Here is a 22,851-nt window from a genome sequence, read left to right as displayed (position 1 = left end):
TGGTGGTTGAGAGTAATGGTTTTTTGACTTAAGCCGAGGGCGGAGGGGGAATGGGGATGTTGAGGATGGCTTTGCAGGCGGGGTAGGCGGTGCAGCCCCAGAATTCCTTGCCGGCATTGGGGCCGGTTTTGGCTTTGCGCCGGTGCATGGGGCTGCCGCAGTCGGGACAGGGAGGCGCGGCCTCCTGCCGGGCTCGGGCGGCTACGCGAACGGCGGTCAGTTTTTCGCGGAAACCGCCGGTCTCGGCAAATTTTTCACCCTGCGTTTCGAGTTGGCGCATGATGGTGCGTATGGCCCGGGTAAGAATGATTATCTGGGCGTTGGCAACTACGCCGGGGTTGTCGGACTCCAGCCATTTCGAAAATTTTTTCTGCTGCTCAAGGATGTGTTTGCAGGAGTCATGGATGAAGTCGTTGCCGTAGTTCGGGCGGTCGAGACGCACGGCAAAGACTTCCCTGGCTTCGGGGGAATCCCGGTGCCAGGGAACCTGGCTGTGGCGCAGGAGCCAGTCTTCGTAGTCGCTCATGAGTTCGGCGAGGCTGGCGCGGGCAACGTCGGTAAGCTTCATCTCGGTTTCCCTGGAGGTCGCCGAGCGGGCAGAGCCTTCGACGAGGTTCACTTTGCCGGAGCGGGCAGCCTGCGTCATCTGGTCATACTGGCGGCCCGTGGGATCCCGGCGGCGGTCAAGGAATTTTTCGCAAAACCGGTGGGTCGCAAATTGGGCGATGCTCGCCAGTACCCACGAGTCGAGCGTCCGATAACCGCCGGATGGTTCGAAATGCATATGAGGGGGGAGACGTGGTGGTGGTTTCCGACTTAAGTCGATGGAAGGCGACTTAAGTCGATTCAGAGGGGACGGTTAATTGCCGCCGACACGGCTGAGGTCGCGGGCGTTGGCGTCGAAGGCGGCCATGATGGCGTCGTCGCCGGTGAGGCCCTGGGATTTGGCTTCCTCGATGCGTTCGAGCATGCGCTTGTAGTCCTTGGGCATGATCTTGACGAATTTGGGTAGCGTGGCGCTCCAGTTGTCGAGGATGCGACGGGCAAGGGCGCTGCCGGTGAAGGTGGCGTGGCGCTCGATGAGGTCGCGGAGTTCGGCGGCCTCGGTGTCTGTATCGACTTTCTCGATGCTGATCATGCCGGCGTTGATGTTGCCGGAGAGCGAATCATCTTCGTCGAAGACCCAGGCGACGCCGCCCGACATGCCGGCGGCGAGGTTGCGGCCGGTGGGGCCGAGGATGACGACGCGGCCGCCGGTCATGTATTCGAGGCCGTGATCACCCACCGCCTCGACCACGGCGGTGGCGCCGGAATTGCGCACGCAGAAGCGTTCGCCGGCCATGCCGCCGACAAAGAGTTCGCCGGAGGTGGCGCCGTAGAGCGCGACGTTGCCGGCGATGATGTTGCTCGACGGGTCGAAGGTGGCGTCGGCGGGCGGGCGAATGATGATGCGTCCGCCGGAAAGGCCTTTTCCTACGTAGTCGTTGGCGTCGCCGTGGAGGCGGAAGGTGACGCCGCGGGGAAGGAAGGCGCCGAAGCTCTGGCCGGCGGAGCCGTTGAAGCGGATGTCGATGGTGTCGTCGGGCAGGCCTTTGGCGCCCCACTTGCGCGTGACTTCGCTGCCGGTGATGGTGCCGACGACGCGGTTGATGTTGCGCACGGGTATCTCGGCGACGACTTTCTCGCCCTTCTCGATCGCGGGTTTGCAGATGTCGAGGAGGGTCGTCACGTCGAGCGATTTTTCGAGGCCGTGATCCTGCGGGATCTGGCAATGGCGGCCGACTTCGGGGCCGGAGTCGGGCACATAGAGGATGTTGGAGAAGTCGAGTCCCTTTGCCTTCCAGTGTTCGACGGCCTGGCGGGCTTCGAGGCGGTCGACGCGGCCGACCATTTCCTCGACGGTGCGGAAGCCGAGCTGCGCCATGAGTTCGCGGACTTCCTGCGCGATGAAAGTCATGAAGTTGACGACGTGCTCGGGTTTGCCGGTGAACTGCTTGCGCAGGCGCGGGTCCTGGGTGGCGACGCCGGCGGGGCAGGTGTTGAGCTGGCAGGCGCGCATCATGATGCAGCCGGTGGAGACGAGCGCGGTGGTGGCGAAACCGAACTCCTCGGCGCCGAGCAGGGCGGCGATGACGACGTCGCGGCCGGTCTTGAGCTGGCCGTCGGTCTCGACGGCGATACGGCTGCGGAGGTTGTTGAGGACGAGGGTCTGGTGCGTCTCGGCGAGGCCGAGCTCCCAGGGCAGGCCGGCGTGCCAGATGGAGTTGAGCGGGGAGGCGCCGGTGCCGCCGTCGTGGCCGGAGATGAGCACGACGTCGGCGTGGGCTTTGGAGACGCCGGCGGCGATGGTGCCGACGCCGACTTCGGCCACGAGCTTGACGCTGATGCGGGCAGCGCGGTTGGCGTTTTTCAGGTCGTGGATGAGCTCGGCGAGGTCCTCGATCGAGTAGATGTCGTGGTGCGGCGGGGGCGAGATGAGGCCGACGCCGGCGGTGGTGTGGCGGGTGCGCGCGACCCAGGGATAGACCTTGGCTCCGGGGAGCTGGCCGCCTTCGCCGGGCTTGGCGCCCTGCGCCATCTTGATCTGGATTTCACGGGCGCTGACGAGGTATTCGCTGGTAACGCCGAAGCGGCCGGAGGCGACCTGCTTGATGGCGGAATTTTTCGAATCGCCGTCGGGCAGCGGGAGGAAACGCTCGGGGTCTTCGCCGCCTTCGCCGGTGTTGGACTTGCCGCCGAGGCGGTTCATGGCAATGGCGAGGGTTTCGTGCGCCTCCTTCGAGATGGAGCCGTAGGACATGGCCCCGGTCTTGAAACGGCGGACGATCGATTCGACAGGCTCGACTTCCTCGATCGGGACGGATTCGGAGGGCTTGAACTCGAGCAGGCCGCGCAGGGTGCAGAGGTTTTTCGACTGGTCGTCGATGAGGCGTGTGTAGGTTCTGAATACGCCGTAGTCGCCGGTGCGGACGGATTTTTGCAGGGCGTGGATGGATTCCGGATTGAAGAGGTGGAACTCGCCGGAATCGCGCCACTTGAACTGGCCGCCGGCGGGCAGGGCGGGGTCGCGCGTGGCGACCGGGCCGCGCGGATCGAAGGCGGCGCGGTGGCGGATGAGCACTTCCTCGGCCACGGTGTCGAGGCCGATGCCGCCGATGCGCGAGGGCGTCCAGGTGAAATAAAGGTCGATGACTTCCTGACTGAGGCCGACGGCCTCGAAGACCTGCGCGCCGCGGTAGCTCTGGATGGCGGAGATGCCCATCTTGGACATGACCTTGACGACGCCCTTGGAGGCGGCCTTCACGAAGTTCTTGCAGGCGGTCTTGTGGTCGAGGCCGGGCAGGAGCTCCTGGTGGATGAGGTCGTCGATGGTCTCGAAGGCGAGGTACGGGTTGACGGCGCTGACGCCGTAGCCGATGAGGAGCGCGAAGTGGTGCACCTGACGGGCCTCGCCGGTCTCGATGACGAGGCTGGCCTGGGTGCGGAGTCCTTCGCGGATGAGGTAGTGGTGGAGGCCGGCGACGGCGAGGAGCGCGGGGATGGGGGCGTTGTCCTTGTTGACGCCGCGGTCGCTGAGGATGAGGACGCTGGCTTCCTCCTCGGTGATGAGGCGGTGGGCCTGCTCGAAGAGGTCTTCCATGGCCTTGCTGAGCCCTTTCTCGCCGCGGGAAACACGGAAGAGGATCGGGAGCGTGGCGACCTTGAGGCCGGGAAGCTGCATGCGGCGGATCTTGGCGAGTTCGTCGTTGGTGAGGACGGGCCAGTCGATCTCGACACGGCGGCAGGCGGAGGGCTGCGGATTGAGGAGGTTGCCCTCGGTGCCGAGGCGCGTCTCGGCGGAAGTGATGATTTCCTCGCGGATACAGTCGATGGGCGGGTTGGTGACCTGGGCGAAGAGTTGCTTGAAGTAGTCGTAGAGGAGGCGCGATTTTTCGGAGAGAACGGCGAGCGGGGTGTCGTTGCCCATGGAGCCGACGCCTTCGACGCCGTCGCGGGCCATGGGCGAGAGGACCACGCGCTCGTCCTCGTAGGTGTAGCCGAAGGCGAGCTGGCGTTGCTTGAGCGTTTCGGGATCGGGCTCGGGCAGGTCGGGCGCGGCGGGGAGGTCGTTGAGGTGGACGAGGTAGTCCTTCAGCCACTGCTGGTAGGGATACTCGGCGGCGAGCTGGTCCTTCACCTGCTCGTCGTCGAGGATGCAGCCCTTGAGCGTATCCACGAGAAACATACGGCCGGGCTGGAGACGGCCCTTGGTGGCGATTTCGGAAGCGGGGATGCCGTCGAGCACGCCGGCCTCGGAAGCGAGGACGACGAGGTCGTCCTTGGTGATGTAGTAGCGGGCGGGGCGGAGGCCGTTGCGGTCGAGGATGGTGCCGATGAGCTTGCCGTCGGTGAAGACGATGGCGGCGGGGCCGTCCCAGGGCTCCATGAGGCAGGCGTGGTACTGGTAGAAGGCGCGCCGGGCAGGCTCCATGGTCTTGTGGTTGGACCAGGGCTCCGGGATCATCATCATGGCGGCGTGCGGGAGGGAGCGGCCGGCGAGGTGGAGGAGTTCGAGGGTGTTGTCGAACATGGCCGAGTCGCTGCCGTTGGGGTTGATGACGGGGAGGATTTTCTTGATGTCGTCGCCGAAGAGGTCGCTGTTGAAGAGCGCCTGGCGGGCGTGCATCCAGTTGACGTTGCCGCGCAGGGTGTTGATTTCGCCGTTGTGCGCGACGTAGCGATACGGGTGGGCGCGGTCCCAGCTCGGGAAAGTGTTGGTCGAGAAACGCGAGTGGACGAGCGCGATGGCGGTCTTGAAGTCGGGCTCGCGCAGGTCGAGGAAGTACTCGTTGAGCTGCGTGGTGAGGAGCATGCCCTTGTACACGATGGTGCGCGAGGAGAGGCTGGGCTGGTACCACATGTCGGCGCCGCCGAGCCCCTCGCTGACGACTTCGTGCGTGGCGCGCTTGCGGATGACGTAGAGCTTACGCTCGAAGGCGAGCTCGTCGGTGACCTTGGGCGAACGGCCGATGAAGATCTGGCGGATGAAGGGTTCGCAGGACTTGGCGGTGTCGCCCAGCATGGCGTTGTTGGTGGGGACGGTGCGCCAGCCGAGGAAGATCTGGCCTTCGCTGCGGATGATCTGGGCGAGGTGGTCTTCCAGCCGGCGGCGTTGCGTGGGGTTGCGCGGCAGGAAGACGAGGCCGGTGCCGTAGTGGCCGCGGCCGGGGAGCGTGATGCTGACGGACTTGCAGACGCGGACGAGGAACTCGTGGGGGATTTGCAGGAGCATGCCGGCGCCATCGCCGGTGTTGGTTTCCGCGCCGGTGGCGCCGCGGTGATCGAGTTTTTCGAGGACCTCGAGACCCTGCTCGACGATGCGGTGGGTGGCGCGACCCTTCATGTCCACGACGAAACCGACGCCGCAGGCGTCATGCTCGAACCAGGGATCATAGAGACCCTGTTTGCCGGGACGCAGGGAGGACGCCGGACGCGCGACGTCGGACGCAGCGGCGCAGGCGGCGGGAGCGTGCGGGCTCGTGTGGGCGGCAGGCGATGCGGACGCGATGGAGGGAGCGCACGCAGCGGCGGAGGCGGTGTGGTCGGTCAACTGGGTCTTCACGGGAAAAGGTGGCAGGGAGGGAATCGGGTGAGGGAGGAGCGGTGTTGGTCGCACCGGGTCGGAGGGATCGGGTTCCGGCGGCGAGGACACCGGGAGACGGTGCGGGCCGGAACGAAAAGAATTTTTAACCGGGGCTATTAATCATGCTTCGCAGGGGCCAAAAAAAGCCGATCTCGCAAGAGATCGGCTCGGTGACGGGAAAGATCCGGTGAAAACAGAGGAGCGCGTGGCCGCGTCCGGGTGGCGGATCGGCATCGGGCGTCTGGTTCAGGTAGAAGAAGTTCATGCGGAGGGAAGGGCGAGAGGGTGCCCGGCGCGGGCTGGCGAAAGGGAGAGGGAGGAGGGCTTCAGAAAAAGCGGATGGTTTTGGTGGTGGCCATTCGGGCGTGTTCCTCGTCGGAACAGCCGGCATTGAGCGGCACGTCGGGGGCGGCGGCGCTGTCGCCCGGTTTTACGAGATCGTTGGAAAGCAGGTAGTTTTCGACTTCCTCGCCGGAGACGTCGGCCAGCATGACACCGTCAACCTCGACGCAGGGCGAGAGGGGCTGGCCGGATTTCTGCACCATCTCCGCGTAGTTTTCGCGGCTGTTGATGATGTCGATGTCCTCATATTCGAGTCCATACTTGCGCATGATGGCGCGGACGCCATTGGACCAACCGCAGTGCGGCTTGAGATAGGCTTTGATCTTCATGCGATGACTATATGTCGAAGTGGACAGAGGTGCCAACCTGTAGGCGGAGAAATCCGGTGTTCAAGAGAAAGTTTTACGAATGTGCGCGGCGATTTCCGGGACGCGCCCCGCGCGGCAGCCGTACAGATCGTCTCCGGATTGCCGGATGCCTGTGTCGCAGAAGCACAAAGCGAGGAGCCGGACGGATGGTCATGGGAATCACAGGATGTCACTTGCCAGTCGGGTGCATGAATGACAGGCAAGATTTCCCATGACCACTGAATCTTACGGAGAAAAACCGGTCTCGATCGGCGACTGGATCCTCACCTTTATCCTCATGAGCCTGCCCCTGATCGGACTGTTTTTCCTGTTCTACTGGGCATTCAGCGACTCGACCGCGCCATCGAAGAAAAACTACTGCCGGGCCGCGCTGATCCTGTTCGTCATCGGCATCGGGCTGGGCCTGCTGTTCCTGTTTGCCTTTGGCGGACTGGCCTTGCTGGCCGGCTCCCAGGCGGGAGTGATCCGCTGATCTCCGTGCATCGCCGGCGTCCCGGATGCGCCGGGATGACCGCGGGATAACGCGGGATAACGCGGAAGGAAACCGTCCGTTCAGCGAAATTTTACACACACCGCCGCGTCCAGAGGCAGGGTGGCGCCGGCGTCGGTTGCCGCCGGAGCCAGACCCCCGTCGGGTGTGATGCGCAGGGCGGAGAGGTTGCCGGTGCCCTGGTTGGCGGCGATCAGCCAGCGACCGTCGGGCGCGAGCGTGAAGTGGCGCGGGCCGCGTCCGCCGGCGGACACATGACCGGCCGGCGTGAGGCGACCGGTCGCCGGATCGCGGGCGAAAATCGCGATCGAATCATGGCCGCGATTGGAGGCGTAGAGGCGCAGACCGTCAGGCGAGAAGGCGAGCTCGGCCGTGGTGCTTTCGCCGGCGAACCCGGCCGGGAGCGTCGGGACGTCCGCGACGGGGGCGAAGGTGCCGGCGGCGGCATCGCAGGCGAACACGCTGACGGTGTTGCCCATCTCGTTGATCACGCAAACGTGGCGGGCGTCGGGCGAAAACACGGCGTGGCGCGGGCCGCTGCCGGGGGGAAAATCGATCCAGGGCGCGGTTTCGTGCGGGACCAGCGAAGACGAGGCGGCGTCATGGCGGAAAACATACACGCGGTCGGCGCCGAGGTCGGGGACGAGAAGCAGACGGTTGTCGGGCGAAAACGTGACGCCGTGCACGTGCGGCTTGTCCTGTCGGCGCGGGTGACCATGGCTCGCGTGCGTGTGCTGGAAAAAGGCGGTCTCGCGCTCGATGCTGCCATCATCGGCCAGGCGCCAGGCAATGAGGCTGCCGCCGGAGTAGTTGGCCACGGCGAGCGTGCGGCCGGTGGCGTCGACCGCCACATCGCACGGGCCGGCGCCGCGCGTCGGGGCCGAGTTGAGAAGAGCAAGCGAGGCGGCGGAGCCGGTTGCCGCGCCGGAAGAGGAGAGCGCCAAGGCGGTGACGGTTGCCGTGGATTCGCTGACCACATAGAGCGCCGGAGCGAGACGGGAGCCGACTCCGGGGGCGGGCCGGAGAGCGAGAAACGAGGGCGATGGCAGCTCCGCGGCGAGTTCCGGCGCACCGAAACGCCCGGCCGCGGCATCGAACGCCACGCGGTAAATGCCGCGGCTGGTTCCCTTGGTATACGTACCGACCCAGGCGGTGAATGTCGTGTCGGCCGCGGCCGGGAAGGAAGCGGAGCCGGAAGGCGAGGCGGAGGCGATGGAGGAAGACATGGCGGCAAACAGGAAAAACCGGCCCGGCACAAAGGACAGTCCGGATGCGGACAGGTATTTCATGGGAACGCACCGAAACAGGACGAGGCAGGCAAGCGCAAGCGCGATACGCGGGATGCGATACCGCGCGCCGCGCGCTCCCCTCCCCCCCTCCTCTGCCCTTCGCGGAGCCCGCACGGAGGATCATCTTTACGTTTCCGCTGATGTTACGCGGTTACGTACGACGTAGCCACACGCGTCCCTGCGTGTGGAGACGACGCGCAGCGTCGGCCGGACCGGAGGACGAGACGCTGACGCGCCGCTTCCCGCTCAGGCGTCCACTCCCGCCCACGTCGTCCGGATCGCTTCCACGCAACGGGCCGTCGCCTCCACGGCGTCGTCGCCCTCGTATTCGACGACCGCCGAACCGGTGAAGGGCAGCGTCCGGAAAACCTTCAGGAATGCCGGCAGATCCAGCGCCCCGCTACCCACGACCGTGTCGCGGGGCCGGCCTTTTTCGTCGAACACAAAATCCTTCAGGTGCACCCCGAACAGCCGCACGCCGAATTTTTCCAGCCACGTCACCGGATCTTCGCCCGCCTGCAAACACCAGGCGGTGTCGAGACAAAGCCCGACGCGGGCTCCTGTTCTCCGGAAAACGTAGTCCAGGATCGTGGCATTCCCGAGCCAGTGTTTTCCGCCGTGGTTATGAATCGCGACGCGCATGCCGAACTCTTCGCCAAGTTTTTCCGCATTTCGCAACGTCTCCTCGTGACCTTCGGGATCGAACGAACAGCTCACGACGTCGCACCCGGCGCGACGCGCGAATTCAAAAAACCGGCGGTTCCACGCGTCGTCGGGCCGCAGCCCCACCACGCCGATCCCGCTCACCCGCACGCCTGCCGCGCGATACGCCGCCAGCGCCTGTTCCTGTTGCGCCACGTCGTCGTAGTTCACATGGCATGCCGACAGGTCGATGCCGTCGGCGCCGCAATGCCGGACCGCCGCGGCGACGTCGGCGTTGTCCTTGATATGGCGAAACGAATAGCTCTTCACGCCCAGTTCACGGGCGAGATCGAAAGAAGATGGATTGGTTTTCATGATGAGATGAATGGAGGTGGCACGGGCTTCCAGCCCGTGATTCTGGAAATGAGTGGCATGGCCATCCTGGCCATGTGCCCGCCGGCATCATGGGCTGGAAGCCCATGCCACTTATGCGCCGAGCGTTCCTTCCGGGAAAGGCACGCCGCACTGCCTGTAACATTTTTCCAGTACGGCCACGCGCCGGCGCACCGCGTCGGGAGTGATGAGCTGCGGCGCGCCCTCGCGGATCGTCCGCCACAGGCTGTCGTACATGTCGGCCACGGGTTGCTCGGCGGGCGGCGCGCCCGCTCCGGCGTCCGCCTTGACGACCGGTTCCCAACTGGCCGTCTCCCATGCCAGCTTCTCCGAATTGTAACTGCGATCGGGCGTGGGCCGCTCGTCCACCGGCCGCTCCGGCATCGTGGACCAGTCCACCCACTTCCAGTCGAGCCGCGAACCGTTGCCGCGCAGCCCGCCCGCGGTGCCGCACACCAGCCAGCGGTCGTCCGGATACGCGGCCGTTGCGAGCAACTCGATCTGGATCACCGGCGCCTCCGCCGACTCCGTGCCCGGCTTGCCGCGGAGGAGGATGCGCACCTCGTCCTCCGCATCGCCGCTCGCCAGCGAACGGCGCAGGTCGCACCACACTTCCGGCTCGCCCGGGCCGAACAGCTCCAGCGCGTGATCGAGCGGGTGCGGACCGTTGTTGTAAAGCTGCCCGCCGCCAAACGTGCGCAGCGTCTGCCAGTCCCAGCGGCGCGAAAATCCGTGCCATGCCGTGCGCACATACGTGATCCGCCCGAGCCGTCCGCTCGCGCATACCTCGCGCACTTTCTGAAAATCCTGCTCGAAGCGCCGTTGCTGGAATGGCTGCAGCACCCGCCCCGCCGCCTTTGCCGCCGCGATCATCGCATCCACGTCGGCCGTGGTGAAACCGAACGGTTTTTCGCAAAGCACATGCTTGCCCGCCGCCAGCGCCTGCCGCGCCTGGCGCGCGTGCCAGAGATTGGGCGAAGCCACGATCACCAGTTCCACTTCGGGATTGGCCAGCAATTCCTCAAAGGAAGCCGCCGGACGAATCCCCGCCGCCACATCGGACGGCAGCGTCGCATAATCGCTGCGCCGCGCCTCCAGCGGATCGAAGACCGCCTTGATGACGAACCGCTCGCCCATGCGGGCGAGCGCCTTGGCGTGAATGCCGCAACCGCTGCGGCCGAAGCCGCAGATACCGACGCCGACGGGTTTTGATGACTGAGTACTCATGGGAAACAGGAAAAAGATAAAGGAACCCCGATGATATCGAAAATCCGGCAACCCCGCGTCCTCAATTCGCCCGATCCCATGTACAAAAAATACCCACACCTGCTCCGGTCGGGCAAGCGCAGCCCGGAGTTCGGACAGGGAAACCGCTAAAATACGCTAAAGAACGCTAAATGACCGGTCCTTGTCGCAGGACAGGGAAAAAGACCGGGTATGGCCGGATTTTATACCAAAGCCTTCGGATTTTTACACCAAGGCCGCAAAGAGCACAGAGCGGCGCAGCCGCAACCGAAGTGGAGGGACGCCGCGCTTTGTGGCAGGGTCCGGGTGTGAAAACAAATAACCAGACATCCACCAGCGGGCACGGCGTCCCGGAGGCCTTTGTTAACAAATTTGGCGGGCAGATCACAGGGATACTTTGCGGATTTGACCGTGTGAGGTTCCGGGCGACGCTGAGGCTGCTGTTTCAGCCGTCGGCGATGGAAGCGTACCTGCAGGCGTGCGGGGTGCTGATCAAGCACTTCAAGCCCTTTGCCGAGAAGATCACGCAGCGCATCCGGCAGGCGGCGTGGGCGGCGGCGGAGGCGGCCGGGCGGCCGGTGCGCTACCTGGGTTGCGCGCAGCAATCGAAGGAGGAGCTTGCCCGGCAGATTGCGCGGGAGGAGGGGATTGCCAGCGGGCTGATCGCGGTGTTCAGCGCGGTCGAGCCGTGCCTGTCCTACGCGGTGCGCGGCGAGCGCGAGAGCAGGGAGATCCACCTGGTGCTGGAGAACCGCAAATGCACGCACCTGTATCACTATTACCAGCACCCCGGTTTCGGCCTGATCCACGTGCGGGTGCAGACCTGGTTTCCGTTCAACGTGGAGGTGTGCCTGAACGGGCGCGAGTGGCTGGCCCGGCAGATGGACCGCGCGGGACTGGACTACGAGCAGCGCGACAACTGTTTTGCCCGGGTGAGCGATCCGGTGCGCGCGCAGGCGCTGCTCGACGAACAGTTGAAGACCGACTGGCCCCGGGTGCTCGACGGGTTGCTCGAGCAGGCCCATCCCCTGCACGCCGAACTGGGCCGCCCGCTCGGGCAGCGCTATTACTGGAGCGCCAGCCAGACCGAGTTTGCCACCGATGTGATGTTCCGCGACGCGGCCAGCCTGGCCGGGTGGTATCCGCAGTTCCTGCACCACGGCATCCGCAGCTTTGGCAGTGCCGACGTGCTGCGCTTCCTCGGGGCGGCCTGCCCCGACAAGTTCCGCGGAGAAGTCACCTCCACGCTCAGGCGCCGGCCCGAAGGGGTGCGGCTCAAGCATGTGGTCAACGGCAACTCGCTGAAGGTTTACGACAAGCAGGGCAGCGTGCTGCGGGTGGAGACGACCATCGTCAATCCGCACCCTTTCCGGGTCTACCGGCCCAGCGAAACAGATCCGCAGCAGCAACCGGCATGGAGGTACCTGCGGCGGGGCGTGGCCGACCTGTGGCGGCGGGCCGAGGTCAGCCGCGCGGCCAACGGCCGCTATCTGGGCGCCCTGGCCAGCGTCACCGGCAAAACCCCGCTCGCCCAGGAAGCCCGGCCGGTGTGCCGGGCACGCACCGTGGACCGGCAGCGTTACCGGGCTCTCAACCCGTGGGCTCCCGCCGATGGCGCCTTGCTGGAAGCCATCAGCCGCGGCGAGTTTGCCCTCAACGGCCTGCGCAACCGCGATCTGCGCGCCTTGCTGTATCCGCCCGCCTCCACGGCCGCCGACACAAAACGCCAGGCCGCCGCAGTCACCCGCCAGCTCGCCCTGCTCCGCGCCCATGGCCTGCTCAAAAAAGTCTCCGGCACCCACCGCTGGCTGCTCACCGACCACGGCCGCAGGATCGTCACCGCTCTCCTCGCCGCCCATCAGGCCGATGTCGATCAACTCACAAAACTCGCCGCATAAAAGGCACATATAAAATCCTCTCAAAAATGTGCGAATCCCCAGGATAGCAGTGCAAAGGATTGCCAGTTGCCTTCTTCGCATCCTTTGCGGCCTTGGTGTAAAATCAAAAATATTCGGGACGCTGGTATTAGCGTTCTTTAGGGGCTGTCTTCAAAATAAAGGAGTCAGGCGAGGAGCCAGAGGAGGATGCATGCGAGGGAGAGCATGGCGGCGAAGGAGTCGTGGAGTTTTTCGTAGCGAGTGGAGATGCGGCGGTAATGTTTAAGTTTGGCGAAGGTGTTTTCGATGCGGTGGCGTTCACGATAGAGGTGCTCGTCAAACGGGGGTTTATAGGATCTGCTCGGGTGCAAGGCTATGACGGCGGCGCCGCCGAGTTGGTTCACATAAGCACGGATGGCATCGCTGTCGTAGCCCTTGTCCATGATGGCGAAGGCCCCCGGTTTCAGATATTTTGTGAGCAAGGGTTTGCATTGGTCGAAGTCGGAGACGTTGGCACCGGTGAGGATAAAGCCCAGCGGGTAGCCGAGCGCATCGCAGGCCATGTGGATTTTGGTGGACAGACTGGCTCTTGATCGGCCCATGGCCTGGGCAATCTGGCCACCGGCCGGTCCGGCAGCGTGCTGATGAACCCGGCAGCTGGAACTGTCGATCATCAGGTATTCCTCGTCGCGTTGAGCGCTGATCGCGCTCAGCAAGGCCTTCCACAAGCCGGATGCGGTCCACCTTCTGAACGAGGTATAGACGCTCTTCCACGGACCGAAAAACGGCGGAAGATCTCGCCATGGCACCCCGGTGCGAAGCACCCACAGGATCGCTTCGATGCGAAGACGCTCGTCCTTGCACCTGCGGCCACGCTGCCGCGGGCCGCTCAGAGTGCTCCGGTGGCCGTTAATTTTTTTAGCTCGTCCCACCCGCCGTCGGATATAACGAACCTTATCTGTTGGTTCACAACAAAATATGAACCATTCATGTCGCACCAGGTCAAGAGAAAAGTATCCTTTATTTGAATACTTTCCCAACGCTTATTTTGAAGACAGCCCCTAGCGTGATTGAGCGGTCCCCTTCAGAACCTCCGACGGGCTGCGTCCGAATTTTTTCCGGAACGCCCCCGCGAAATGTTGCGACGTGGAAAACCCCGTTTCCATCGCCACCTCCGTGACCGACCGCTCGCCGTCTTCCAGCAATTGCCTCGCCCGCTCCAGCCGGATCGTCCGGAAACGCGCGCAGGGCGACTCGTTGCGATGCGCCACAAACAACCGCCCCAGCGCCGAGCGCGACAGGCCCGAAAGCGCCGCCAACTCCTCCAGCCGCAGCGGATTGCCCGTATTCGCCGACATCATCTGCTCGATCCGCTCCACCCGGGCCAGCTCCTCCGCCACCGTCCGCGCCTTGCCTGCCCTGATCGGTCCGCCTGCCCTGGCGCCATCACCTGCCGGCAACCGGTCAAACCACTTCACCGGCAACACGCTCAGGCACAAACGGTGAAACAGAATCGCCACGCGCAGGTTCGCTGTCACCACCGCGCGAAGCGCTGCCAGTTCCCGTGCATCGGCCAGTGCCCTGCGGTCGAGCTTGCAGGCCATCCCGCTTCCGGCGCCCAGTTCCGGCCAGGGTGGCGAGAAATCCACCACCATGTATTGCCCCGACTGGCTCTCCGCACGCGGCTCGCGCTCCAGTCCTGGCGCGATCCATACGCCCTCGCCTGCGCGCAGCCGGTGCACCGTGCCTTCCACCCGTTGCGCAACGACGCCATCCAGCACGCAATAAAACTGGTGAAACGCCTGCGTGTGCGCGCGAAACGCATACCCCGCCTGAAACCGGTGCGAATGCAGGCGGATCGCCTGAATGGGAAAAAACAGCGGGCAACTCACAATGCCGTCACAGCATGACCTCCGCCGACCGGCGCGTCGAGTCATGTTCCGGAAATACCCATATCATGCCGGATATCTGCCGCCGTATTGCCTCCGGCAGAACCACGCCGTGTCCTCCTGCGCGTTCCCGTGCCAGACCCGCGCATGGCGACGACGACCGGCCGACTTATCTTTTTTCCCGGGTTGCCCAAGGCCACGCCCCTCCGTTCAGACCCTCCCTGGCCGCCCCCTCCCCGGGAACGCCTTCACCGGACAACTGACCGACAAAAAAAATCCCGGAACGGGAATTCCGGGATTTTCAGGCTTATTTGCGTCTCCGCAACGCCGCGAGCCCAAGCGCCGCCAGACCCGACAAGGCGGCGTAAACCGCCGGTTCGGGGACGGCCGACAGGGTTTCGACCCTGAGATTTCCGATCGTATAGTATTCACCGTCATCCGATCCGCCTCCCCAGGTGGTTTCGATGATCATGCTCAAACCGCCATCGGCATCGATGTTCGCAAGATCGGATCCGTTCAGGAGAAAGCTCACGGTCAGCTTGCCGTCCTCGTCCGTGACGATCTTGTAGTTGTTACTGCCGTAATCGAATACCTGACTGCCTCCCGTGGAAAAGTCCGCCTGGTAGATTTCCCCGGTGGCGTTGTTTACGAGGCCAAACAGGAATTTGGTGTTTCGCGTGATTGTCTGCCGTCTCAATTCCACCCCCTGCTCCCGCACAATCCAGGGAGCCACCTCGACAAAACTCCCGATGGAACCTGCACTGGCGAGAAAGGTGACATCAAAGGATATCCGGGCGCCCTGACTTTGCAGAACGTCGTCACTCACCGAAAACGAGGTGTAATTCTGTGTCCAATAGCCCGATCCCGACCGGCCAGCCATAGTCAGCAACACATCGGGATTGTCCTTGGGGTGGAGACTGGCACTTGCCGAGCCATTTGCATAAAAAGTCCGCCATGTGCCGTCCTTGGGCAGCCCCTGAAGGTCGCTGACGACCTTGGTGTTGGTGCCTCCTGTTTCCGGCCCCGAAACAGCATTGGAGAAGGAGGGGATGAACGAGTTGTCCACAACTGTCCATTCCTGAGCCTTCATGACCAAGGCAGACAAAATCAGGACAACTAATGCGTTATATTTTGCAAGATGCATTGTAGCTATATGTTATGTAATAAGCGCCCATTAAACATCATTCCGCCCAGCTTATGCAAGGATTTTGCGAGAATAAATGCAACCAACTGACATTCCATCCTTCCTGACCGTGGTTGCCCCATCCCCGGTGCCTCGCTGTCGGCTGAGTCTCTCCTCCGGACGCAGTCCACGAATCGGAATCGCAATCCATCTACCTGCGTAATCTGCACAGGTCAGTCGCCACCCCCTTTCGGATGTGCGTGACCGGCGTGCACCAGCACGAACGCGGCATTCCGGAACACCCGAAGATCGTCATGATCGGAAGGTTTGGCTTCTGGCAGACTGGCGACACTACGCGCCGCAAGCGGCGGTGAGAGGACGCGAAGCGCGGATGCCGTTGGCGACCCGAAACCGGTGCGAATGCAGGCGGATGGACTGGACCGGATGGATGCTGCCTGACCCGCCTGCCCACACTCCGGACTGGCCGAAATGAAGATGAGGCATTTTATGGATGCATGAGCTGCCCTCGCCTCGTCTTCACGGTCATCCTCTTCGTGTATGCGATCGTTGCCCCCTCGCCCCTGTTTGCCGACACCGTCGGTTATTCCGGCAAGGAAACCATCACCCTGGAGCAAGGCGCACTGGCAGTCCGCCATACCTATGATTGGGGAAAATGGGACGCCTCCAATACCCTCAACAAGGAGCCGGATCATGTCGCGGCCATGTTTTCCGAAGCCAACAAATGCGCCCGCATCACGGTTACGGATACCTCCTCACAGGCGGTGCGTCTCGACACACCCTGTCCCGCATTCACGCGGCTCTGGCTCTCGCCCGACAACCGGTTTCTCGTCGGGCTTTCACACATCATGATCTCCAATCCGGTGCAACTCGCGGTCTGGGAAATTCCTGCGTCGCCGGAAGGCAGCGCCCGGCTGCTCTGGCGCGAGCGCATCCACCCCAACGTGTATGCGCTGCCAGCCGAAGCACTTGCCAGTTTCCGCAAGAAGTTCCCGAAAACCTGGCAACTCAACGCGCAAGGCATTCGCCCGTGGGGGGAACTCGTGGTGTTGTCCGGAACCACACGCCAACGCGGGATCCCTGAGGCAGAGAGAACATACCTTGGGGAGTTTCTCCGCCCCTGGCATAACCGCCACCCCTACAGCCCCCATTTCAGTTCTACCGTGACCAACTTCGTATACTGGTACAGCCAGGACGATCCGGCACCGCGCATCGAGATGCTCTCACCGGAGCTCATCGAACTCTCGCTACTCGACCCCGGCAACGTGCGGTTTCGTATCCACATCCCCCTCCCGGCATCCGGCGCAACAAATCCTCCCGGACCCACAGCGGAAACCCCCTTTCCCCGGCAGCGGTTGCGGCAGGAAGATTTGCCCGAACTGCAACCTGCCTCCGGTCGCGGATTTTTCGTGAGCCAGGTGCGAACCCGGGCACTTGATTCGCCGTGCCTGCTTCGCCATTTCGCCCGCCTTCCGGCTGCCGGGTCATCCGTCAGTGACACGAAAAAACAACTCGCGGACATGCTCCGGGCCATGCAGGTGCCGCCGGATTCGGGGGATAACGTCACCACTCCGGCCAATCATTATATTATTCCGGATACATTTGAACTCACGCCGCTCGAAGCCGACGGCGCGCGAACCCTCGCCATTAACGCCTTCAGCGTCCTGCCCGGACTCAAGTTCGAGCAGTTGAAAAAACTCCGCTGCCAGATGATCGGTCTGCGCTGGCAAGACCGCCGCCTGGCCCTGCTCAATTTCATCCCGGCATCCGGTCCCGGCGATCCCCCCGGCTGGCAGACGCAACTGCAGACCGAAGATCCCCCGCTGCAAATGCTCTACGACCCGGCCCGCCATGCCATCATCCGCCTGCGCATGCCCGATATGGAAAACTGACCGAAAGCGCCGTCACGGCTCCCCCCCGCGTCCTCCCCGCCCTCTCCCGCCACCGCTCGCCTCCTGCCGACATGAAAAACCGCCTCCTCGATTTCCTTCCATTTGTATTCATAATCTCATGCCACCTGCCCCTGTCCGCCGCTCCGGAATGGAAAACCGTAGAAATCTCGGGAGGCCCCTGGCGCATCACCCATCGGCACGATCCGGCAAGTCCGCAGATGGCCCGCCTTGCCGGCGACCCGGGCACGCACGCGCAGTTTTTCTCCGAACAAAATACTTTCTCCCGTCTTGTCATCGGCATGACAAATGACGCATCGGAGAGAAACGGAGAAACGGCGCGCCCTGAAATCCCCTGCCCTCCCCTCACCCGGCTCTGGCTCTCGTCCGACAACGATATTCTGGTGGGACTTTCCGATATCGACCGGAACAATCCTTGGCAAATTGCCATCTGGAATCTCGCCACGATGCCCCCGCGGCTCATCCGGGCGGAGCATGTTCCGGATCGTATTTCCCGCCTGACCAGAAGGGAACTGGTCCGTTTCCGAAATCGTTATCCCGATGCCTGGCACGTCCTGGAATCCCGTGTGGGCGACAACGCCTGGGATGAAGCCGTCGGCATCGATTACACGGCTCCGGGGATGGCGAAAACGCTGGGCGAAGAGGCGGTCCGCTTTCTGGAGAACCACGATACGCCGTCGCCCCATGTAACCAACATCGCCCGCCTGTCCGACGGTCGACTCCGCTGGTTTCATCCGGTGGATCCCGGCATCCGCCTGCGTTTTTTCCCAAACCGGAATGAGGGCAAGACGGTGAGCGTCACGCTTCGCGACCCGCAGGGCATCCCCGTAACCTTTGCCCATATCCCGCTCGATCCGGTGGAGTCCGGCGCTATCCCGGAAACGCGGAATTATCTGGAGTACCGCCATGGCACAGACCGCGACCTGCTTCCCTCCATTCAGCCGACGGATGACGACATTCTGTTTTATCGCGAGCGCAACCTCGTGGCCCGGCGGGGCGGATTTATCCCGGCCGATGCCCTTGCGGACAAGGAGACACAGCGCAATCTTCGCAATACACTCGGGCTCAGGCATGACAAGCCGCTGGACTTCTTCCAACCCACGGGCGCGCAAATCGACACCGCGCTGGTCCTCGCAACCCATTTCTTCAATGTGGTTCCCGAACTGTATCGACATAACCTTTACAAGTATGTGGCGCAGGCGATTGGTATCGAGTGGAAGGGGCGGCGTTATGTATTGCTCAACTTTGTCCCGGAAAAAACTCCCGACCTTGGCAAGCGTGCCTGGCTCCCCGGCCCCGACAGGTGGAACGATCCGACCCCCTCGGTGCAGATGCTTTACGACATGGAAGCCCATGCGAATATCCGCCTCAGCGAATATCATCCTTACGTCTCCATGGATTGAATCCCTGGCTACGGGGAACTGACCGAAAGCCACGCGGGCTCATGTTCAAAAAATGCGCGGCAAAACGATGTCAGAGTTTTCCGCGCCGCTCTTCGAGCAATCGCCGCGTCTCGCGTGCGCGCGCTTCGGTAATCGGGAAAAAATACAACAGCACCAGGGCCGGAATCGCCGTGACCGACGGGATAAAGTAAAAACAGTAGCGCATCTTGTCGATGACACCCGCCGCCTGCTCCGGACCGGCGGCCGCATGATAGCCGGTGGCGGTCAGAATCACACCCGCCAGCACCGCCGTGGCCGAGGTCGAGAGCTTGGAAATCCATGCCGAGATCGAGGCAATGGAACCCTCGCGGCGCAAACCCGTGCGCAATTCGTCATCGTCGCAAATATCCGCCTTGATCGACGTGATCAGCAGCCAGAACCCCATCCCCGCCGGCACCGTGAACACAAGCACGCCCAGGCTGAGGTACGGGTGCGCCGGATCGTAAAGCGCCCATTTTGCGAGAGAACTGACGACGAGAAGCACCAGGCAGAGTGCGAGGGATTTCCGTTTTCCGATGCGTTGCGAGAGCCGGTTCAGCAAAAACACCGACACAATCCCCACCACCAGCGTGGCGTTGCCAAAAATGCCGTTGTAGATGCCCTGCTTCGTCGTGTCGCCATCGAACAGGTAATAAAGCCCGATGTAGAACCCGAGATACTGCACGGTGCGCGACCCCACGACGGTGAAAAGCGTGATCGCCACCATCATCATGAAGGGCTTGTTGCGCAGCGTCATTCCTATGCCTTTCAGAAGCCCGGTTTTTTCCTGGCCCCTGGCTTTTCCGAAATTGCGCTCGCGCAGGAACAGGATGGGCACGAGCCCGCTGACGATGATCAACACCCCCACGCACACACCCATCCAGCGTGCGCCGACGATCGTGTTGCCGCCCCACACAGGCATTTGCGTGAACGCATAGGTCCACGGCACCACGAGACTGACGGCGGTGCCAAGGTAGGCGCGCCACTCCATGATGCGGGTGCGTTCGTTGTAATCGGGTGTCAGTTCGAATCCGAGCGCGGTCCACGGGATCGTGAAAAAAGTCTGGCAGGTGAAAAACAGCATCGCCCCGAGCGTGAACCAGATAAACAAACCCGTGCTCCCGAAGCCTTGGGGGACGAGCCAGACCAGGGGGAAAACGAGTCCCGCTCCGAGCGCCCCCGCCAGCATGAAGGGGCGACGGCGTCCCCAGCGGGTGCGGGCATTGTCGGAAATGACGCCGACCACCGGATCGGTAATCGCGTCCCACAACCGGCAGATGCCGATGCCCAGGCCGAGCAGACGCGGGTCGAGGTGGAGCGCGATGTTGAAGATCGGGTTGGCGTTGCTGATGAGGGAATCGGTGCCGATGTGGTCCGAAAAATTTCCCATGCCAAACGCCATCCGGCGTCCCACCGGCACGCGGTCTTCGGGCGCCGTCGGCTGCACTTTGTGAATCAGAGCGGCATCGGCGGGAGGGGGGGAGGAGGGTTGAGACATGCTTGGGCGATTCGCGCTCCATTGTTGCGTCGCCGGAATCAGCGCCGCACGCGCCGCCACACAAATGCTCCAGCCAGACCGCCAAGACCGAGGAGCAATGCAACTGTCGCAGGTTCGGGAACGGCGAAGGTGAAGGTAACCGAAACATCATCAATGGCAAACTCGACGAAGGCAGGAGAAGTACCAGACCGGTAATGACCGATGCTGAGCGTGTCGAACGTGTAGGTGAGCACCTGCGCCGCCGCGATGGTCGCGGTCGAGGTGAAGGACGCGGGATTCGTCACGTTGGTGAACGTCTGGCTCAGCAGCAAGTCGCCGTTCTCCTGCCGGGAGATCGAATAGGTGAACCGAAAGACATCGCCGATGTTGCCGGTGGTGGGTTCACCGATCACCCCGTTCAAATAGAATTGGGTGCCCAGGTACACGGTGGCCGTGTACGTGGTGCCGGGGTCGCTGTCACTAAACTCCGGTCCCGCATTCAGGCTCCTAAACTGGCTGGGATTGGAACCACCTTGACCCGTTCGTGGATCGGCGCGAATGGTGCCCATGTAGCCGCGATCATCACCAATCCCTGCCGTGTCGTTGCTGTTGAAGAAACCGAAGATCACCCGATTCGCAGTGTTTTGGAGATAAACAATCCCCTTGAAGTCAAACGAGACGGAGAGCGTGTCGCCGGTGTTGGCGAGAGTCGTGCCGGTAAAATCGGTATAGGCCACGCGAGCATAGGCACTGCCGCCCGATTGGCTATTGAAAACGAGCGCGTTGCCGTCAAGTCCGACCGTGTTGCTGGTTGATATAGTTCCCCGGGTGCCGGTCTGCCAGCCGGAGGTTCCGTCGGAAAACGACTCGTTTAACAGTGTCGTGGTCTGGGCCGAAAGCGGCGTGGCGATGATGGTGACCAGCGGGAAAAGCGCGGCGAGGGCGCGGCAATGACGGAGGGTACGCGATGTTGTTTTCATGGGTGTAGTGATGTTTTGCCTACGGATTGATGATGCGTTTGGTTCGGGGAAAGCAGCTGGTGCGGATTCGCGAACGGATCTGTGTGAAATCTATCGAGGCCGATTGCCTGGGCATTCGCCATCCGGCGATTACTATACGTAAAGTCAGAGTGAAAGCGTAGCGCTGGTGGTGTCGGCCGACGCCTTCGTTCCGGGCATGATCAGCGGGTTGTCTCCTTGTCGGTACGGAAGGGCGTGGCGGGCAGGCCGGCCTGGTTGAAAAGCGTGGCCACGGGATCGTTGATCCAGGCGTAGCGGGCATAGAGAGGCGCGGCTACGGAAGGATTTTTCAGGATGAGGGTATCGTCATTTTCCAGGACAGCGCTGGCGGGCATGAAATTGCCGTCGGCTCCGGCGATCTGGAACGCGGAGGGAGCGGCCCCGTCGGCGGGGGCCGGGCGCAGGACGAGCGGGGAGCCGCCTGTGTCGAAGGTCAGACGGATGGCGGCGTGGCCCTCGTCCGGGTTGGCGTCGAGCAGGCGCGGGCTGGCAGGAATATTTTTTTCGCCACCGGCGATGGCGCGGGCGAGCAGGGCGAGGCGTTCGCCGACCTCGCGTTTTTTGACGGGATGCACGGTGCGGGACTCGCCGACGTCGATGGCGACGGCCATGCCAGTGGCGGGTTCGGAAAGCGCGCGAGCCTGTTCATCGCGAAAGGCCGCCCAGCCGGTGCCGAGCGGCTTGCGCGCGGCAGCGTAGTTGGGAAGTTGCACAAAGAGAAAGGGCAGCGAGGGCGATTCCCAACGGGCACGCCAGTCGCGGATCAGGCTGCGCTGAAGCGCGGCGTATTCGCCCGGCCGCGACGCATTGTTTTCGCCCTGATACCAGATCATGCCGGCAAGCGCATACGGAATCAGCGGGTGAATTTCGCCGTTGAAAATCACCGAGGGTTCGGAGCTGCTGCCGGGACCGACGGGGGCGCGTGGCCGGCGCTGATTGAACGTATCGAGCTTTCCGGCGGCCTCCGCTTCGGCATGCGCTTTTTCCCAGGCGGCAAGGGCGGTTTTGTAGCTCTCTTCGCGTGCCGGCCAGGTGGCGGCGAGTTCCTGCCAGCGGTTGCGCACGGCGGGCGAGGCATCGAGGGCGTCGCTGCTGATCCAGGCTTCGATGTCCGTGCCGCTCCAGGCGGTGTTGATGAGGCCGACGGGGACGCCGCCGCGTTGCCGGTGCAGGGCGCGCCCGAAGTAAAACGCCACGGCACTCCAGCCGCGCACGGTTTTGGGAGAGGCGACCTGCCACTGGCCCTCGAGTTCGGTGAGGGGCGTGGAGGATTTGGCGCGCTTCACCTTGAAATGCCGGAGCGCGGGGAAGTCGGCCGTCTTTGCGTCGTCGCGTCCTCCCTCGGCCTGGCTGACGTGCCAGACCATGTTGCTCTGGCCCGAGCAAAGCCAGACGTCGCCTGCGATCACATCGGGGAGGGTGATGGTCGTATCGCCCATGATGACGAGATCGGCGGCCGGACCGGATGGCAGCGCGGGCAGCGTCACGCGCCAGCGTCCGTCATCGCCGGTAACGGTTTCGGCAGAGACGGCATTCCAGCTCACGCGGATTTTCTCACCCGGGTTGGCGGTTCCCCAAACGGGCACGGGCTTGCCTTGCTGGAGAACGGCGTGTTCGGAAAACAGCGCGGCTGGTTTGGGTGCCGCAATGCATGATAAACTGGATACCAAAAGCGTGAGGGCAAAGAATGTCGCAACGTGGTTCATGAGCGGATGAATGGCGGGG

19 protein-coding genes are annotated in these 22,851 nt (G+C 63.2%); 6 read left to right on the top strand and 13 right to left on the bottom strand.

Annotated features, from left to right (window positions below):
- Positions 1–28 precede the first annotated feature (28 nt).
- The 4 genes from OPIT5_11300 to OPIT5_11285 all read right to left on the bottom strand — a co-directional run bounded on the left by OPIT5_11300 (position 29) and on the right by OPIT5_11285 (position 6,294).
- Positions 29–784: a DNA topoisomerase gene (locus OPIT5_11300; GenBank protein ID AHF90697.1), complete on the bottom strand. Its 756-nt coding sequence runs from the start codon at positions 782–784 to the stop codon at positions 29–31.
- A 75-nt stretch (positions 785–859) separates the two neighbouring features.
- Positions 860–5,617, bottom strand: a complete 4,758-nt coding sequence (locus tag OPIT5_11295; GenBank protein AHF90696.1) for a glutamate synthase — start codon at positions 5,615–5,617, stop codon at positions 860–862.
- A gap of 109 nt (positions 5,618–5,726) precedes the next feature.
- Positions 5,727–5,888, bottom strand: coding sequence for a hypothetical protein (locus tag OPIT5_11290; protein ID AHF90695.1), 162 nt, complete (start codon positions 5,886–5,888; stop codon positions 5,727–5,729).
- A 61-nt stretch (positions 5,889–5,949) separates the two neighbouring features.
- On the bottom strand, positions 5,950–6,294 hold the full coding sequence (locus OPIT5_11285) for a glutaredoxin (GenBank protein AHF90694.1): 345 nt from the start codon (positions 6,292–6,294) through the stop codon (positions 5,950–5,952).
- Positions 6,295–6,544: 250 nt separating this feature from the next.
- Here OPIT5_11285 and OPIT5_11280 point away from each other — a divergent pair, with 250 nt between their 5' ends.
- Complete coding sequence (locus OPIT5_11280) at positions 6,545–6,805, top strand: hypothetical protein (GenBank protein AHF90693.1); 261 nt, start codon at positions 6,545–6,547, stop codon at positions 6,803–6,805.
- Between the two features lie 80 nt (positions 6,806–6,885).
- On the opposite strand, the gene OPIT5_11275 is transcribed toward OPIT5_11280, so the two are convergent.
- The 3 genes from OPIT5_11275 to OPIT5_11265 all read right to left on the bottom strand — a co-directional run bounded on the left by OPIT5_11275 (position 6,886) and on the right by OPIT5_11265 (position 10,374).
- Entirely contained in the window at positions 6,886–8,112 is a 1,227-nt protein-coding gene (locus OPIT5_11275; GenBank protein ID AHF90692.1) for a 6-phosphogluconolactonase, read from the bottom strand.
- Positions 8,113–8,358: 246 nt separating this feature from the next.
- A complete protein-coding gene (locus tag OPIT5_11270; protein AHF90691.1) occupies positions 8,359–9,129 on the bottom strand; it encodes a sugar phosphate isomerase in 771 nt (256 codons plus the stop codon).
- 111 nt (positions 9,130–9,240) lie between these two features.
- Positions 9,241–10,374, bottom strand: a complete 1,134-nt coding sequence (locus OPIT5_11265; protein ID AHF90690.1) for an oxidoreductase — start codon at positions 10,372–10,374, stop codon at positions 9,241–9,243.
- Between the two features lie 30 nt (positions 10,375–10,404).
- On the opposite strand from OPIT5_11265, the gene OPIT5_11260 reads away from it, so the two are divergent.
- A complete protein-coding gene (locus OPIT5_11260; protein ID AHF94309.1) occupies positions 10,405–10,524 on the top strand; it encodes a hypothetical protein in 120 nt (39 codons plus the stop codon).
- A gap of 326 nt (positions 10,525–10,850) precedes the next feature.
- Positions 10,851–12,290, top strand: a complete 1,440-nt coding sequence (locus tag OPIT5_11255) for a hypothetical protein (protein AHF90689.1) — start codon at positions 10,851–10,853, stop codon at positions 12,288–12,290.
- Positions 12,291–12,454: 164 nt separating this feature from the next.
- On the opposite strand, the gene OPIT5_11250 is transcribed toward OPIT5_11255, so the two are convergent.
- The 3 genes from OPIT5_11250 to OPIT5_11240 form a co-directional block, all read right to left on the bottom strand.
- The gene (locus OPIT5_11250) at positions 12,455–12,832 is read right to left on the bottom strand and encodes a transposase IS4 (GenBank protein AHF90688.1); all 378 of its coding nucleotides are present in this window, start codon (positions 12,830–12,832) and stop codon (positions 12,455–12,457) included.
- Positions 12,833–13,330: 498 nt separating this feature from the next.
- Positions 13,331–14,206, bottom strand: coding sequence for an AraC family transcriptional regulator (locus tag OPIT5_11245; GenBank protein AHF90687.1), 876 nt, complete (start codon positions 14,204–14,206; stop codon positions 13,331–13,333).
- Positions 14,207–14,465: 259 nt separating this feature from the next.
- Positions 14,466–15,248: a hypothetical protein gene (locus OPIT5_11240; protein AHF94308.1), complete on the bottom strand. Its 783-nt coding sequence runs from the start codon at positions 15,246–15,248 to the stop codon at positions 14,466–14,468.
- 287 nt (positions 15,249–15,535) lie between these two features.
- Here OPIT5_11240 and OPIT5_11235 point away from each other — a divergent pair, with 287 nt between their 5' ends.
- From OPIT5_11235 to OPIT5_11225, 3 genes are all read left to right on the top strand, one after another.
- Entirely contained in the window at positions 15,536–15,655 is a 120-nt protein-coding gene (locus tag OPIT5_11235; GenBank protein AHF94307.1) for a hypothetical protein, read from the top strand.
- 141 nt (positions 15,656–15,796) lie between these two features.
- Positions 15,797–17,191 (top strand): hypothetical protein, encoded by a 1,395-nt coding sequence (locus tag OPIT5_11230; GenBank protein AHF90686.1) that lies wholly within the window; start codon positions 15,797–15,799, stop codon positions 17,189–17,191.
- Between the two features lie 71 nt (positions 17,192–17,262).
- The gene (locus OPIT5_11225; GenBank protein AHF90685.1) at positions 17,263–18,612 is read left to right on the top strand and encodes a hypothetical protein; all 1,350 of its coding nucleotides are present in this window, start codon (positions 17,263–17,265) and stop codon (positions 18,610–18,612) included.
- 70 nt (positions 18,613–18,682) lie between these two features.
- Here the strand turns inward: OPIT5_11225 and OPIT5_11220 are convergent, their stop codons facing one another.
- From OPIT5_11220 to OPIT5_11210, 3 genes are all read right to left on the bottom strand, one after another.
- Positions 18,683–20,089: a sodium:melibiose symporter gene (locus OPIT5_11220; GenBank protein AHF90684.1), complete on the bottom strand. Its 1,407-nt coding sequence runs from the start codon at positions 20,087–20,089 to the stop codon at positions 18,683–18,685.
- A gap of 77 nt (positions 20,090–20,166) precedes the next feature.
- Entirely contained in the window at positions 20,167–21,087 is a 921-nt protein-coding gene (locus OPIT5_11215; GenBank protein AHF94306.1) for a hypothetical protein, read from the bottom strand.
- Between the two features lie 200 nt (positions 21,088–21,287).
- Positions 21,288–22,832, bottom strand: a complete 1,545-nt coding sequence (locus OPIT5_11210) for a sialate O-acetylesterase (GenBank protein ID AHF90683.1) — start codon at positions 22,830–22,832, stop codon at positions 21,288–21,290.
- Positions 22,833–22,851 lie beyond the last annotated feature (19 nt).

The organism is Opitutaceae bacterium TAV5 (genome assembly GCA_000242935.3).
Taxonomy (GTDB): Bacteria; Verrucomicrobiota; Verrucomicrobiia; order Opitutales; family Opitutaceae; genus Geminisphaera.
This window is presented reverse-complemented; position numbering and strand designations above follow the sequence as displayed.